Origin of the sequence: Bacillus sp. SB49 (genome assembly GCF_000469135.2) — a bacterium.
In the GTDB taxonomy this organism is placed as follows: domain Bacteria; phylum Bacillota; class Bacilli; order Bacillales; family Halobacillaceae; genus Halobacillus.
Genome location: NZ_CP048117.1, coordinates 2396517 through 2410710, shown reverse-complemented (window position 1 = coordinate 2410710; position 14194 = coordinate 2396517). Strand labels below are relative to the sequence as shown.

The window sequence follows — 14194 nt, the reverse complement described above, 5'->3', positions numbered from 1 at the left end:
GGAACGTAAAGTGAAGGTGGGAGGATAAGATGACAAGAAGGAAGCGGCTTGGTGATCTGTTGAAAGAAGCAGGTGTCATTGAGGAAGCTCAAATAGAAGAAGCCCTGAAAGAAAAGCAAGCAGACCAAAAGCTCGGAGACGTATTGGTGGAGAAAGGGTATGTGACGGAACAACAGTTGATCGAAGTATTGGAATTCCAACTGGGCATTCCGAAGGTTTCCCTTTTTCACTTTCCTGTTGATTCCCAAGTTATCTCTATCGTGGATAAGGACTTCGCCCTTCGTAATCTGCTTGTTCCCATTCAGCGTAGGGGTAGAGAATTAACGGTTGCAATGGCGGATCCCATGGACTACTACTCCATCGATGACATGAAAATATCGACAGGGTTTCAGATTTCGCCGGTCATTGCCACGAAGTATGAAATCATTCAGGCGGTGAACCGTCATTATAATTTGAGCGATTCCGACCTTGAGGAAGAAAAGGACGGGGAAGCTCCTGCCATCCGACTGGTGGATCAGCTGCTCCAGGCAGGAGTGCAGATGAAAGCGAGCGATATACATATCGATCCACAGGAATCAAAGGTGTTGATCCGGTACCGGATTGACGGCGTATTGAGGACGGAGCGTACGCTGCCGAAAAGTCATCAAAACAGTTTGACTGCCCGTGTGAAAATCATGGCGGACATGAATATTACAGAAACACGTCTGCCCCAGGACGGACGGATCAAGACGAAGGTCGACCACGGAACGGTAGATTTGCGAATCTCGATTCTCCCGACAGTGTTTGGGGAGAAGGTCGTCATTCGAATTTTGGATTTGGCGAATACGCTCGGCGGAATCGATGAACTCGGTTTCCATCCCGTCAATAGAGATAAGTACCTCGACTTAATTCAACAACCCTCGGGTCTGCTGTTGATCACCGGCCCTACTGGTTCTGGAAAATCCTCTACCCTCTATGCTTCTTTAAACCGTCTTAATACGGAGAATGTCAATATTATAACGGTGGAAGATCCGGTAGAGTACCAGATTGAGGGGCTCAATCAGGTGCAGGTCCATACCAAGGTCGGGTTGACGTTTTCGGAAGGCCTGCGTTCGATTCTTCGCCAGGATCCGAACATCGTCATGGTCGGAGAGATCCGCGATTCCGAAACAGCAGAAATTGCCGTGCGCGCATCGTTAACCGGTCATCTCGTTCTTAGCACGCTTCATACGAACAGCTCCATATCGACCATTCCCCGCCTGTTTGATATGGGAATCGAACCGTATTTAGTCGTATCCTCTTTATCAGGGGTTGTGGCTCAAAGGCTTGTAAGAAGGATATGCCGGGATTGCAGACAGGCGTATACGCCAAGTGAGATGGAGAGAAATCATTTTCGGAAACGCGGGATTCAGGTGGATCAAATATACAAAGGCGCCGGCTGTAACAGTTGCCAGAATTCCGGCTACAGAGGGCGGATGGCCATCCAGGAGGTGCTTGTCATTGATGATGAAATTCGAAGTTTAATGATGCAGCACAAGAGTATGGAGGATGTTCAGCGCTATGTGAGGGACGCAGGCATGATGTTTCTTTTGGATGACGGACTTTTGAAGGCGCAGCAGGGGTTGACGACACTGGAAGAGGTCCTCCGAGTCGCAAAAGCATATGGAGGGAGGGATGGGAAATGAAGGAACAATTGGATGAGTTATTGACACTTGCGAACAGCTATGGTGCATCTGATATTCACATGACGGTGGGAGTCCCTCCGATTTTCCGGATCCATGGAGAACTGCAGCGGTTCGGAGAAGAGAAGGTGAGGCCGGAAGATACAGAAGCGATGGCAGAAGCGATCCTGTCCGACGTTCTTTTGGAGCAGTTGAGGAAAGTGAGAGAAGTGGACGTTTCTTACGGCATTGCCGGTGTGTCCCGGTTCCGGATCAATATTTTCTATCAGCGCAATTGTCTGTCCCTTGCCGTCCGAATCGTGCCCCGTAACATTCCGACCATCAGCGAACTGCACATGCCCGACGTGTTGAAAGATATCAGCATGTTTCCTCAGGGGCTCGTGCTCGTGACCGGGCCGACCGGGTCGGGGAAGTCGACCACACTTGCATCGATGGTCGACCATATTAATCAAACCGGTAAAAAGCATATCATTACACTGGAGGATCCGATCGAGTACACGCATAATCACAAGAACTCGATCGTTGATCAGCGGGAAATTGGTTTCGATACACGAAATTTCGCGAATGGTCTCCGCGCGTGTTTAAGGCAGGATCCGGACGTCATCTTAGTTGGGGAACTCCGGGATTACGAAACCATTTCGACAGCTCTGACCGCAGCAGAAACCGGTCACCTCGTTTTGGGTACGCTGCATACTACAAACGCACCGGATACGATTGACAGGATCATCGATGTTTTTCCACCGGCACAGCAGGGGCAGGTAAGGGTCCAGCTTGCGAACGTCCTGCAGGCAATCGTTTCGCAGCGGCTGTTCCAAACAATGGACAGGAAAGGGCGCCGTGCAGCCGCAGAAGTGTTGATCAATACACCTGCCGTTAAGAATTTAATTAGAAACGCAAAGATTCATCAAATTAAGAATGTACTGCAGACGTCCAGAGCGAACCGGATGCAGACGCTGGAAATGTCTATTTTGGAGCTTCTTGGTAAGAAAGTGATTGATGAGAGGGATGCGGCTCCATTCCTGAAAGAAGGGGGCGTTTAATTCATGCCCTACTATTCGTATGAAGGCCGAACGATCGCCGGGAAAATCAGAGGGAAAATACGAGCAGAAACAAAAAACGAAGCGGTGTCGAGATTGAAAACGGACGGGGTCGTCATCAAAGACATCAAGGCATCCACCAACCCACTGCTTTACGACATCCATATAGGGAGGGCTGTGAAGCAGAAAGACTTCGTGATTTTCCTCCGGCAGTTCGCCACTTTGATCAAAGCAGGGATCTCCCTTTTGGAATCGACGAGAATACTGGCCCAGCAAACGAACAGCCGGAAGCTTGGAGAGGCGCTTCGGGACGTTTCAGGTCATTTGGAGAGTGGAAGGGCCTTCTCGGAAGCTTCTGCTCTTCATCCAAAAGTATTTCCGAACTTGTTCGTCCAATTGATCCGTGCGGGAGAAGCGGGTGGAAACCTGGAGGAGATTTTGGAGAGATTGGCTGTTTACTATGAGAAGCAGTTCGATACACGCCAGAAAATCATTTCCGCCTTGTTATATCCTTCCATCGTCGGTGGTGTTTCCTTCTTGATCATCCTCTTTCTGCTGACATTCGTCGTTCCACGGTTTGCGGATATGTTTTTAAGTATTGGTGGAGATCTCCCTGCCATGACGAAGTTTACACTTCAAGCAAGTGGAATGGTGGAGAGATTTTGGTATATCTTGATCCTTGTCCCTGCACTTGCCGTCGTTCTTTATCAGGCACTTATCCGGCGAAGCCCGAAAGTAAGCTATACATTAGACGCGTGGAAACTTCGCGTGCCGGTTTTCGGTCCGTTACTAAAAAAGGCTGCTCTCGTGCGGATGACGAGTACGCTCAGTTCTTTGATGAACAGTTCCGTTCCCATCCTGAAGTCGCTCGAGATTACCCGGAAGGTTGTGGAAAATAAAGTCATTGAAAAGGCGATCGAGGACAGCTTCCAATCTCTGGAGCAGGGGGAAACCTTGTCCCGTCCCTTGAAGGAGTCTCCTGTGTTTCCGCCTCTTGTTGCTCAAATGATCGCCATCGGGGAGGAAACGGGGTCGCTTGACTATATGCTCGCCAAAGTAGCAGAGTTCTACGACTCGGAACTGGAATACGCGACAGAACGATTGAAGACGCTGATTGAACCTGTGATGATTCTGTTTTTATCCATTGTGGTAGGAAGTATCGTCGCATCAATCGCCATCCCGATGTTCTCCGCGTTCGAGAACATTCGCTGAGTATGTTGGATCGGTAAAAAAGTGCTAGTCGTAAATCCTTTTATCCTTTATAATGAACATAGGTCATTTTGCTAATGAAAAAAGAACTATCTTGTATTAGTAACTACCTTACTATCATTTGAAGGAGAGAGAAGATGAAAAAGTGGAAACGTTTGTTGAAGAATGAGAAAGGTTTCACGTTAATTGAACTGCTGGCCGTCATCGTCATTTTAGGAATTATTGCACTGATTGCCGTACCGGCTATTGGGAATCTGCTGGCTGATACGAAGGACGATGCACATGACTCGAATGCCCTTGCGCTTTTGGAGGCTTCTCGTATTGCGGAAGTGAATGGAGAGTTTACATTTCCAACGGATGCAAGTAAATTGTATGAGGCCGGTTATTTAGATTCTGTCCCTCAAGATCCTGTTACAGGAAAGCCATACGTAACGACTAAAGTTGAGAAAAATTCAGATGGTGTATTCGAGGTTACCTTGGACAAATATGTAGAAGGTAAAACAAAATCTGACTTATCTAACGAATAATTTTAAAATTTAATGTTAAGGGTCCCTAAATTCGGGACCCTCCTTAATTATATTAATCGAGGAGACCAAACCATGCATGTCATTCTACCCCTCTATATATTCTTAACCGGTACGATTCTCGGCTCGTTTTACAACGTCGTGGGAATCCGCCTCCCCAAACACATTCCCTTCGTACAAGGACGCTCCGCCTGCCCCGATTGCGGCACGCAGCTCGAACCCCGGGATTTGATCCCTGTCTTATCCTACGTAATCGCTAAGGGCAGATGCAGGCACTGCGGCCGTCCTGTTTCCTTCCTTTATCCCGCAGTCGAGCTTATAACGGGAGCGTTGTTTTTTATTGCCTATGTTCACTATGGATTAACGGTTGAATTCACAGGTGCTCTCTTGTTGATTTCGCTTGCTGTTATTGTCAGCATCGGGGATTTCAAATATATGCTTATCCCGAACCGTCTGCTGCTCTTCTTTACAGGTGTCTTCTTCCTGTATCGAATCGCCTTTCCGCTCGATCCCTGGTATGACTCGCTTCTTGGTGCTTTGACTGGAAGCGGTATTGTGTTCGTCATTATTGTAGTCAGCAAGGGCGGCATGGGGGCGGGAGACATGAAGCTTCTCGGTGTTTTAGGTCTTTTTCTCGGTATGAAAGCGATGGTTTTGACGCTTTTTCTTGCTTCCTTGATCGGAACCGTCGAAAGCCTCTCCCTCATAGGGATCGGCGTCGTTAACCGGAAACAGCCGGTTCCATTCGGGCCTTCGATCATGGCTGCGGCTTTGATTGTCTACTTTTACGGGCAGCAGATGATGGATGCTTATTTCAAAATGTTGTAAGGATAGGAGTCGTTATGTATGTTCTCACTAATAAAACAGTCCGGACGGATTCATTTTATTATTAAAACCCACGTCATCCGTTTTCTTCATAGTAAGTCGGCAGGAGGAAAAGAGGATCTAGTGGAAGCCGGGGAAATTCCCATTCCTAAAGGGGTATGGGCTGATGGAAGGCTGCAGGATCCGGAAGAGCTCTTCCGGATCGTGGGAAGTTTGGTGGAGGAGAGAGAATGGAAGAAGAAACAGCTCTACTTCACTGTGCCGGATCATTCTGTCGTGATCCGTATGTTGGATATCCCGGCAGAAGTAAAAGAAGAAGAAATAAAAGGCTATTTATATATGCAGGTCGGGGACACGCTGCACCTGCCCTTTGATAACCCGAGCTTCGATTTCGCTATGATTAGAGAAGATGAGGATGGGAAAAAGACAATAGTCATCTTCGCCTACCCAGAAATTCAGATGGAAGAGATGAGCCGTTTATTCGAACGGACCGGTTTAAAACCGGTGGTGGCGGATATCAGCGCACTGGCGATTCACCGCGCCTACCTTCAATCGATGTCCAATGAAGAAGGGGAACATCTCCTTCTGGCGGATTGGAATATCGACGGCTGTGTGCTGACCGTCTTTCGCGATGGTGCACCAGTCGTACATAACCATACCACCTGTCCCCTGTCTTTCGAACAATGGAAGCGGACGGACGGGTGTTATACGTGGTCCGGGGAGGATCCTGCGGAGCCCTCCAGGCACACGATGGATCAGGTCAATGAAATAGAGAGAGTGATGGCGTTTTATCGTTATTCCGTCATGAATGATGAGGCCGGCGTAACAAAAGTCATGATCACGGGAGATTGGCCGGATAAGGATCGCGCTGTAGATTTATTGACAGAGCGGAATGTGAAAGCAGAGCGCTGGTGCGGCGATGAAGCGTACCCTGGCGTGGAAGCGGATGTACTCGGTTTGTCATGGAGACAGTAAAGCGGGAGAGGGATTGAATGTCGATAAACATTAACCTGTTGGAGGAAAAAGAACGGCGTAACATGCTTCCGTGGATGGTCTGCATCAGCACATTCCTCCTGATCAGTGTTGTTTTGGGTGCTTTCTTTATTCAAAAAAACAAGCTGATGGAGGAAGCGGATGCGTTGGCAGGAAAAAGTACGTTTACTCAGGAAGAGCAGCAGCCCTTTCAAGATTTTTTAGACGGGGAAGGACAGGAACGGGAACAGCTGCAAAAATCCCTTCAACAGCTCAACGAGGCCGTTGTACCGGCCATACTTGTTTTGCAAGAGTTGTCGGCCGCCCTTCCAGAGCGTGGTACATTCCAGTCGTTCACCATGGAAGGTTCTTCAGAAATCCAGATAGAAGCTGTGTTCGATACAATCCAGGAAGCGGCACAGTATTTGGATGAGCTCAAGCGATCGGATCTTGTTCTGCAAGTGGATCTTGTCGAAATGGTGACACCGGAAGGGGAAACCACGCTTTCCGGAGTGTACAGCAGTTACACAGCGACCTACATAATCAAACTGGATGTGGAAGAAGTGAGGAAACAAGGAGGGAATGAGCAGTGAAGGTCGAATGGTCACGATCGGTTCTTTATCTAGTCATCGTCTGCTGTTTGCTTACTTCTGCCGTCCTGGTTACAGGCTACCGTCTCCTCGTAAGTCCCGCTAAGACGGAAGCGAAAGCAGCGGCAACTTTATTAGCGGAAGAGACAGCTGTGTTGGACGCAATGAAATCAAAGAAGGAAAAATTGGAATCAGAGTCTCTGCGCTCCTCAAGAACGATCCAACAGCAGCTCCCCGTCATCCCGTTGATCGATCAGCTTTTGTTAGAATTGGAAAAAGCGGAAGCAGCGAGCGGCAGCATGATCACGAAATTGGAAACCTTAGAGAAAGAAGAAGAGGAACCGGGTGAGGAGGAAGAAGGTGTTGAAACGGATGTGGAGGAAGAGGCGGTCTCTTTAGAACCAGAAGACCAGTCAGACAATACCGCAGTCAAAGCCATAGAGGGGCTGCGCACGATCCGATTTTCTGTCGACGTTACTTCTCTTTCCTATCCGGATATGATGGATTTCTTGGAATCCCTGCGCGAGGCGAAGCGCGTGATCCAGATAGAAGCCATTAAATATGAAAGACCGGATCCGGGCGGTCCTTTGTCTTATTCCATGGTTATAGAGAGTTATTACCAACCGCTCTATGAGGAGCTTGTTAATGAAGCGCCCCGCTATCAATACGAAGCACGTTCCGGCAAAAGCGTACCTTTTTCCATAGAGCATGGGGAAGAAGGGGAAGCAGCGATGGAAGAAATTGAATTATTGGATGAAACCGGGGAAGCCCAGTGATAAATTTGTCGATGGTCGGTTGACAAATTTCAGCTATCTTTTCATTTTTCCTGTGGTAGGGTTGGGACAAACCTTGCAGGAGTGATCAAATCCATGGACTCGAAAAAGAAAATCTCCATTTCCTTTCGCAATGATGAGAATAATGAATGGAAGAAGGAAGTCGTCCGAACCCAGGTGGAACAGGCGGCCGCAGTAAAAGAGGAAGAGGACAACAGCGGGGAAAGGACAACGGTTTATCATCTGCCTGCAAAGAAAAAGCTTTTCTCCTTCCCTGTCCGCCATATAGCAGCGACGCTGCTTGTTGCTTTGGTTGTCAGTCTCGGCATCGGTTTTGTCCTTTTAAGGGTGTTTGTGTCTCTTACGGAAAGTGGTCCCTCGGAAGCAGGAGCCGGTCAGGCTGCGAATGGCCCTGGTCCGGCCGTAGAAGTCGCTGGGGACAAACAGCCGGATGCTGCATCAGGAGGAGGAGGGACGTTTGAGGCATACATCGTCCAAGCAGGCGCCTTCTCAACCGAAGGCAAAGCAGAAGAGTGGAAGAGCCGATTGAATGCCATCCATGTTCCTTCTGTCATTTGGGAGCGGGACGGACAGTTCTTTTTATTCGTCGGTTCTGCTGCAACCAAAGCGGATGCCGATGCGATCGCTGCCAAACTTTCAGAGAAGAGCGTGGATACGTATGTGAAACCGTTTGTCGTCCAAACGGACAAGCCTGTCCCTGAAGAATTAGAAGCCGATCTGCGGAATCACACATTGAACGAGCTGACAGAGTCCGAGCGCAGCGGCTTGTTGGATAATTCAGAGAAAGGGAGCCCCTTAACGGAGGCGTTACAGGGCTGGGAATCCCAGGACGACGCGGATGTGAATTGGTTGAAAGTAGCACGTGCATTAGAATAAGTGTTATGCTCACTGACAAGTGGAGAGAAAGAGGTATTCTTTAAGGGGATACTTCTTTTTTCTTACGGTGGAAAAGGGAAATCCTCGTGTTTACGAAGCACGGAGCAGGAAGGAAATTTTGTAGAATGATACATAACCCCATGTGGAGAAAGGTTGTGACAGATGTGCCTTCTTTGGTATTAGGTTCAGGCTCTCCGAGGCGGAAGCAGCTCTTGGAACTCGCCGGCTATGATTTCTCTATCCGGACATCTGAGGTGGATGAGTCGTTGGAGCCGGGGATGCGGCCCGAAGAAGCAGTCGTCTATCTGGCGGAAAAGAAAGGGGAAGCATTAGAGCGGAAGCATGGAGAAGTGCTGCTTACCGCAGATACGGTCGTTGCCGATCAGGGAGAGATTCTCGGCAAGCCCCGGAATGAAGAAGAAGCACGCCGTTATCTGAGACAGCTGAGCGGCGGAACTCATCAGGTTTACACCGGTGTTTGCTTGAGAGGGGAAGATGGATGCAGAAGCTTCTTTATTTCGACAAGCGTCACTTTCCTGAAGCTGAGTCCAGAGGATGTGGAATGGTATATCCGAACCGGAGAATGGCTGGATAAAGCGGGAGGATACGGTATTCAGGGGAAAGGCTCGCTGCTTGTCGAAAAGCTCGAAGGGGATTTTTACAACGTCGTCGGTCTGCCAATAGCAAGGGTTGTACGTGCATTGGAGCAGCTGGGAATCAGAAGGCCCTGACTCTCTTTCATGGGGAATGAGGAGAAGAAGGAGCGGTGACATTGACCCGTACAAGTATTTTAATCAAGGATGTCCCCAAAGAGGAGAGGCCGAGGGAGAGGTTGATGCAGCTCGGTGCTGGACGTCTGTCTAATCAGGAGCTGCTTGCGATCATGCTCGGGAGCGGTACGAAGCAGGAGTCTGTTATGGAACTTGCCGGCCGCCTCCTTGTTCATTTCGAAGGGATCCTGCTCCTGAAAGATGCAACCATCGAGGAGCTGACAGCGATCCGGGGGATAGGTTCGGCAAAAGCGGTGATGTTGATGTCTGCCATTGAATTAGGAAGACGTCTTCATCAAATGAAGCCTGTGGAGCGTTACATGATTCGCAGTCCTGAAGACGGGGCAGACTTTATCATGGAAGAAATGAGAGATTTAAAGCAGGAACATTTTATCTGCCTTTTTCTGAACACGAAGAATCAGGTGATCCACAGACAAACAGTCTTCATCGGAAGTTTGAATGCCTCCATTGTGCACCCGAGGGAAGTCTATAAGGAAGCGGTCAAGCGCTCTGCCGCCTCCATCATCTGTGCCCACAATCATCCCTCCGGAGATCCCACCCCTTCACAGGAAGATATTCAGGTGACAAGAAGACTGAAAGAATGCGGAAAAATGATCGGAATAGAATTGCTGGATCATTTGGTTATAGGGGATCGCAAATTTATTAGTTTGAAAGAAAAAGGCTATCTCTAACACTATCTATTTTTGTTGATTTTTCGTATAATTGAATAGATGGAAACGTAAGGCGCCAATTCATAGGAGCATTCCTACGCAATTGGCGCTTCTTCTAATCGAAAAATTCGGGATTGCTTAACCCCGCCTGATCAAAAAGCGGGATTTTAGAAAGGAAGATATTATTGGGGATTTTTGGCTTCTCTCAAGATTTAGGTATTGATTTAGGAACCGCTAATACGCTGGTTTTTATGAAGAACAAAGGCGTCATAGTGAGGGAGCCGTCTGTGGTAGCAAAAAATGCTCAAACAGGCGATATCGAAGCGGTCGGTAACGATGCAAGGAACATGATTGGTCGGACTCCCGGTTACATAAATGTCATTCGTCCAATGAAGGACGGAGTCATTGCTGATTATGATACGACAGCTCAAATGATGAAATATTATATTAAGAAGGCTCTAAAGACGCGCTCTTCTTTTGCCAGTAAACCGAACATTATGGTTTGTGTCCCGTCCGGTATAACGATGGTCGAAGAACGGGCAGTTATCGACGCTACGAAACAGGCCGGAGCGAAAGAAGCTTATCCGATTGCTGAGCCGTTTGCTGCAGCCATCGGTGCCGGACTCCCTGTTTGGGAACCGACGGGAAGCATGGTCGTCGATATCGGTGGTGGAACGACGGAAGTGGCGATCATTTCACTTGGTGGAATCGTGACCAGCCAGTCGATCCGGGTTGCCGGGGATGAAATGGACGACAGCATCATCCAACATGTCCGCAAGAAGTACAACCTCATGATCGGGGAACGTACGGCGGAAGAAGTAAAGATGGAGCTGGGCGGCGCAGGAGAAGTCAAAGAAGTCGACGAAATGGATATCCGGGGCCGTGATCTTCTGACTGGTCTTCCTAAAACGATTACGATCCAGAATGCCGAGGTTGTTGCTGCCATGAAGGATACCGTCGATGCGATCATCGAAACGGTGAAGAATACGCTCGAGAAGACGCCGCCGGAACTTGCAGCGGATATTATGGAACGGGGAATTGTCCTTACGGGAGGCGGCGCCCTGCTTAAACAAATCGATACAGTCATCAGTGAAGAAACGAACATGCCGGTATTCATAGCGGATGAACCGCTGGATTGCGTAGCAATCGGAACCGGTAAATCATTGGAATACATCCAGCATTTCCGTTCTCAGCCGAACGTGGCCAGCCGGGCTAAGATGGAGTAGTTGATATCCAATGCCTTCGTTATTCCGTAGAAAAAGACTGATGATTGTTTTAGTAGGATTTATCGTTCTCGTGGCGCTGATCGGATTCTCCATCCGTGATCGCGATTCTTTAAGTACGCCGGAGAAATTTCTCCAGGATACCATTGGGTGGGTGCAGACGGTCTTCCATAAACCGGTAAGCCTCGTTGATAATACGGTCGAGAACGTTAAAGATATGTTCGGTGTCTACGAACAAAACCAGGTGTTAAAAGCAAGGCTGGATGAGTACAAAGGAGTCATCCAGGAGAACCAGCGTCTGGAAAGTGAAATTACCGACCTCCGGGAAACACTGGATAAAACGGAGAGTCTGAGCGATTATTCTCCGATTCAGGCAACGGTCATCGCAAGAAGTTCGGACCGGTGGTTCGAGCAGATGACAATCAATAAAGGAGAAGAGGACGGAATTAAGAAAGATATGGCCGTAATGACGAGTGATGGATTGGTCGGAAAAGTGAAGTCTGCAGGAGCTTTCCATTCCACTGTCCAGCTTTTAAGCGGGTTCGATCGGTCAAATAAGATTTCCGCATGGGTCGTCCGCGAAGGAGAAGATGAGGCATTCGGCCTTATTGAAGGCTTCGATGATGAAACCGGACAGCTGCTGCTGGAGGGGATTAAGATGGATGAGAAGCTGGAGGAAGGCGATACAGTAATTTCCTCCGGTCTCGGTGGAGTGTTCCCGAGTAATCTGCGCATCGGTACGGTGGAGAAGGTGGTCAACGACCAGTACGGCCTTACGAAAACAGCCTACGTGGAGCCTTTCGCAGATTTATTCGATATCAGTCACGTAATGATCGTGGATCGTACGGCAGAGACGATCAATACACAGAGCCAGAGTGAGGAAGAGGAATCATGAGCCGTTACTACATCCCGCTTATTTGTTTGTTTCTGCTGGTGATGCAGGGAATGGCGATGAGTCTGCTTCCGGCTAAGCTCGTCTATTCGGATTTATTGATGACACCTCACTGGATTCTGATATTCCTTTTTCTTGTCACCATTTTCTATGACAAGGATGACACGTATCATGCGGTATGGTACGGCCTGGTTTTCGGCCTTTTGATGGACGTCGTATATACGGGTGTGCTCGGTGTATATATGATTACTTATACGCTTGTCATTTATATCGTCCACGGATTAAATAAACTGGTGCATGCGAATTTTTTCGCCGCTTCTATTTTGGCAGTTGTCGGAGTAGCTCTTTGCGATACGATTCTGTACGTCGTGTATTCTTTCGTCCAGATCACATCCATGGGCTGGGGAGATTATCTACTTCTGCGTCTTCTGCCTACCCTGGCGGCGAATATGATCTTCTTCATCCTTCTGTATCCGCTTTTGAAAGAGCGTGTCTATACGTGGGGAGAAGAAATAAATAATGCTTGAAGTGTCGGATATGTCTAAGGTTTGAGGTGAAAGCCATGACGGCGAATGGTCAGATAATCATGATAAAAGGGACGAGAGATGGATTAACACTGCGCTTAGATGATCAGTGTACGTTTGATACCATCCTCTCTGAATTAAAAGAAAAGCTCTCTATGAACGGTATTACCGAAGACCAGCCAATGATTCGTGTCACCATCCAGTTAGGGAAGCGGTATTTGGATGAGGAGCAGAAAAAACTTTTGGCTGAAGTGGTCAGAGAGAAACAGAACCTTGTAGTCGAACGGATTGAATCGGACATCTTGACCAAGCAGGAAGCATTAGAATGGAAAGAAAATACCGACATGACACCAATGGCAAGAACGGTAAGATCCGGACAAGTCATTGAAGTCCGGGGAGACTTGCTGTTGGTGGGGGATGTTAACCCTGGTGGACAAATCAATGCGACAGGTAACATTTTCGTCCTGGGGCGGCTGCGAGGAATCGCCCACGCAGGGTTTGAAGGAAATACGGGCGCGGTGATCGCTGCTTCCTATATGCAGCCCAACCAGCTCCGGATAGCGGATCAGGTCAGCCGTTCACCGGATTATGAGTCGGAAGGGGTCTATATGGAATGCGGCTTCATTGACGAAGCGCTCGGTAAGATTCGGATCGACCGCCTTCAGGAAGTCTTGAAGCGGCGGCCGGATCTCGTTAGTTTTGAAAGGAGAATGATTGATGGGTGAAGCGATAGTCATAACCTCTGGCAAGGGAGGAGTCGGAAAGACAACGACGACAGCTAATCTTGGTACTGCACTCGCCTTGCAGAATAAGAAGGTCTGTCTGGTGGATACGGATATTGGTCTAAGAAACTTGGATGTTGTCATGGGACTTGAGAACCGTATCATCTACGACATTGTCGATGTTGTTAATGAGCGTTGCAAAACAAAACAGGCGTTGATAACGGACAAACGGTTCGATTGTCTGCATCTGCTGCCTGCAGCGCAGACCTCCGACAAATCGGAGGTCACTCCTGAGGGGATCAAAGCGATCGTCGATGAATTAAAGCAGGATTATGACTATGTTGTCATCGACTGCCCGGCAGGAATCGAACAGGGATACAAGAACGCTGTGGCCGGTGCGGATAAAGCGATCGTCGTAACGACTCCGGAAAAAGCGAGTGTCCGTGACGCCGACCGAATCATCGGGTTGTTGGAACAGGAAGACATGGAATCACCCCGATTGATCATTAACCGGATTCGTAACCACATGATGAAAAATGGAGAAATGCTGGACGTCGATGAAATCGTCAATGTCCTGTCCATTGATCTTGTCGGTATCGTGATCGATGATGATGCGGTCATCAAAGCCTCCAACAGCGGAGAGCCTGTTGCAATGAAGCCGAATTCCAAAGCTTCTCTCGCTTATCGCAATATCGCCCGGCGCATCCTTGGGGAAACGGTTCCCCTGATGAATCTGGAAGAAACGCAGGGCGTATTCGCCAAAGTGAAGCGGTTCTTTGGAATACGCGCTTAACTGCAAAAGCTGCCACACACCATGTGTGGCAGCTTTTTTTTGGAAAAATAAATATTACCACTCCTTGTCCCATAGAATGGTAAAAAGGGTCCTTGGAGAGGGGTTTGTTTT

The 14194-nt window shown here is 48.5% G+C and carries 16 protein-coding genes; all 16 read left to right on the top strand.

Annotated features, from left to right (window positions below):
* Nucleotides 1-29: 29 nt before the first annotated feature.
* The 16 genes from M662_RS12705 (at nt 30) to minD (ending at nt 14083) form a co-directional block, all read left to right on the top strand.
* Complete coding sequence (locus tag M662_RS12705) at nt 30-1664, top strand: GspE/PulE family protein (protein ID WP_026577156.1); 1635 nt, start codon at nt 30-32, stop codon at nt 1662-1664.
* On the top strand, nt 1661-2701 hold the full coding sequence (locus M662_RS12700) for a type IV pilus twitching motility protein PilT (RefSeq protein ID WP_008637913.1): 1041 nt from the start codon (nt 1661-1663) through the stop codon (nt 2699-2701). Before M662_RS12705 ends, M662_RS12700 begins: the two co-directional genes overlap by 4 nt.
* 3 nt (nt 2702-2704) lie before the next feature.
* On the top strand, nt 2705-3910 hold the full coding sequence (locus M662_RS12695) for a type II secretion system F family protein (protein ID WP_008637914.1): 1206 nt from the start codon (nt 2705-2707) through the stop codon (nt 3908-3910).
* Nucleotides 3911-4044: 134 nt separating this feature from the next.
* Nucleotides 4045-4434, top strand: a complete 390-nt coding sequence (locus tag M662_RS12690) for a competence type IV pilus major pilin ComGC (protein WP_008637915.1) — start codon at nt 4045-4047, stop codon at nt 4432-4434.
* 72 nt (nt 4435-4506) lie between these two features.
* Nucleotides 4507-5259 (top strand): prepilin peptidase, encoded by a 753-nt coding sequence (locus tag M662_RS12685; RefSeq protein WP_026577157.1) that lies wholly within the window; start codon nt 4507-4509, stop codon nt 5257-5259.
* Nucleotides 5260-5277: 18 nt separating this feature from the next.
* Complete coding sequence (gene pilM, locus M662_RS12680) at nt 5278-6231, top strand: type IV pilus biogenesis protein PilM (RefSeq protein WP_026577158.1); 954 nt, start codon at nt 5278-5280, stop codon at nt 6229-6231.
* 17 nt (nt 6232-6248) lie between these two features.
* The gene (locus M662_RS12675) at nt 6249-6821 is read left to right on the top strand and encodes a PilN domain-containing protein (RefSeq protein ID WP_026577159.1); all 573 of its coding nucleotides are present in this window, start codon (nt 6249-6251) and stop codon (nt 6819-6821) included.
* On the top strand, nt 6818-7594 hold the full coding sequence (locus M662_RS12670) for a hypothetical protein (protein WP_026577160.1): 777 nt from the start codon (nt 6818-6820) through the stop codon (nt 7592-7594). The genes M662_RS12675 and M662_RS12670 overlap by 4 nt, the downstream gene beginning before the upstream one ends.
* A 93-nt stretch (nt 7595-7687) precedes the next feature.
* A complete protein-coding gene (locus M662_RS12665) occupies nt 7688-8488 on the top strand; it encodes an SPOR domain-containing protein (protein ID WP_026577161.1) in 801 nt (266 codons plus the stop codon).
* 164 nt (nt 8489-8652) lie between these two features.
* Entirely contained in the window at nt 8653-9219 is a 567-nt protein-coding gene (locus M662_RS12660; RefSeq protein WP_152413391.1) for a Maf family protein, read from the top strand.
* Nucleotides 9220-9260: 41 nt separating this feature from the next.
* Nucleotides 9261-9950 carry a RadC family protein gene (gene radC / locus M662_RS12655; RefSeq protein WP_026577163.1) on the top strand — a complete coding sequence of 230 codons (690 nt, stop codon included), beginning with the start codon at nt 9261-9263 and terminating at the stop codon, nt 9948-9950.
* A 164-nt stretch (nt 9951-10114) separates the two neighbouring features.
* The gene (locus M662_RS12650; protein WP_008637929.1) at nt 10115-11155 is read left to right on the top strand and encodes a rod shape-determining protein; all 1041 of its coding nucleotides are present in this window, start codon (nt 10115-10117) and stop codon (nt 11153-11155) included.
* Nucleotides 11156-11165: 10 nt separating this feature from the next.
* Nucleotides 11166-12047, top strand: a complete 882-nt coding sequence (mreC, locus tag M662_RS12645) for a rod shape-determining protein MreC (RefSeq protein ID WP_008637931.1) — start codon at nt 11166-11168, stop codon at nt 12045-12047.
* Nucleotides 12044-12571, top strand: coding sequence for a rod shape-determining protein MreD (mreD, locus tag M662_RS12640; protein WP_008637932.1), 528 nt, complete (start codon nt 12044-12046; stop codon nt 12569-12571). The genes mreC and mreD overlap by 4 nt, the downstream gene beginning before the upstream one ends.
* 35 nt (nt 12572-12606) lie before the next feature.
* The gene (gene minC, locus M662_RS12635) at nt 12607-13293 is read left to right on the top strand and encodes a septum site-determining protein MinC (RefSeq protein ID WP_026577165.1); all 687 of its coding nucleotides are present in this window, start codon (nt 12607-12609) and stop codon (nt 13291-13293) included.
* Nucleotides 13286-14083 carry a septum site-determining protein MinD gene (minD, locus tag M662_RS12630; protein ID WP_008637934.1) on the top strand — a complete coding sequence of 266 codons (798 nt, stop codon included), beginning with the start codon at nt 13286-13288 and terminating at the stop codon, nt 14081-14083. Before minC ends, minD begins: the two co-directional genes overlap by 8 nt.
* Nucleotides 14084-14194 lie beyond the last annotated feature (111 nt).

Coding starts and splice junctions, on each gene's coding strand:
- M662_RS12705 (WP_026577156.1), top strand. CDS start 30: ATGACAAGAAGGAAGCGGCTTGGTGATCTGTTGAAAGAAGCAGGTGTC.
- M662_RS12700 (WP_008637913.1), top strand. CDS start 1,661: ATGAAGGAACAATTGGATGAGTTATTGACACTTGCGAACAGCTATGGT.
- M662_RS12695 (WP_008637914.1), top strand. CDS start 2,705: ATGCCCTACTATTCGTATGAAGGCCGAACGATCGCCGGGAAAATCAGA.
- M662_RS12690 (WP_008637915.1), top strand. CDS start 4,045: ATGAAAAAGTGGAAACGTTTGTTGAAGAATGAGAAAGGTTTCACGTTA.
- M662_RS12685 (WP_026577157.1), top strand. CDS start 4,507: ATGCATGTCATTCTACCCCTCTATATATTCTTAACCGGTACGATTCTC.
- pilM (WP_026577158.1), top strand. CDS start 5,278: ATGTTCTCACTAATAAAACAGTCCGGACGGATTCATTTTATTATTAAA.
- M662_RS12675 (WP_026577159.1), top strand. CDS start 6,249: ATGTCGATAAACATTAACCTGTTGGAGGAAAAAGAACGGCGTAACATG.
- M662_RS12665 (WP_026577161.1), top strand. CDS start 7,688: ATGGACTCGAAAAAGAAAATCTCCATTTCCTTTCGCAATGATGAGAAT.
- mreC (WP_008637931.1), top strand. CDS start 11,166: ATGCCTTCGTTATTCCGTAGAAAAAGACTGATGATTGTTTTAGTAGGA.
- mreD (WP_008637932.1), top strand. CDS start 12,044: ATGAGCCGTTACTACATCCCGCTTATTTGTTTGTTTCTGCTGGTGATG.
- minC (WP_026577165.1), top strand. CDS start 12,607: ATGACGGCGAATGGTCAGATAATCATGATAAAAGGGACGAGAGATGGA.
- minD (WP_008637934.1), top strand. CDS start 13,286: ATGGGTGAAGCGATAGTCATAACCTCTGGCAAGGGAGGAGTCGGAAAG.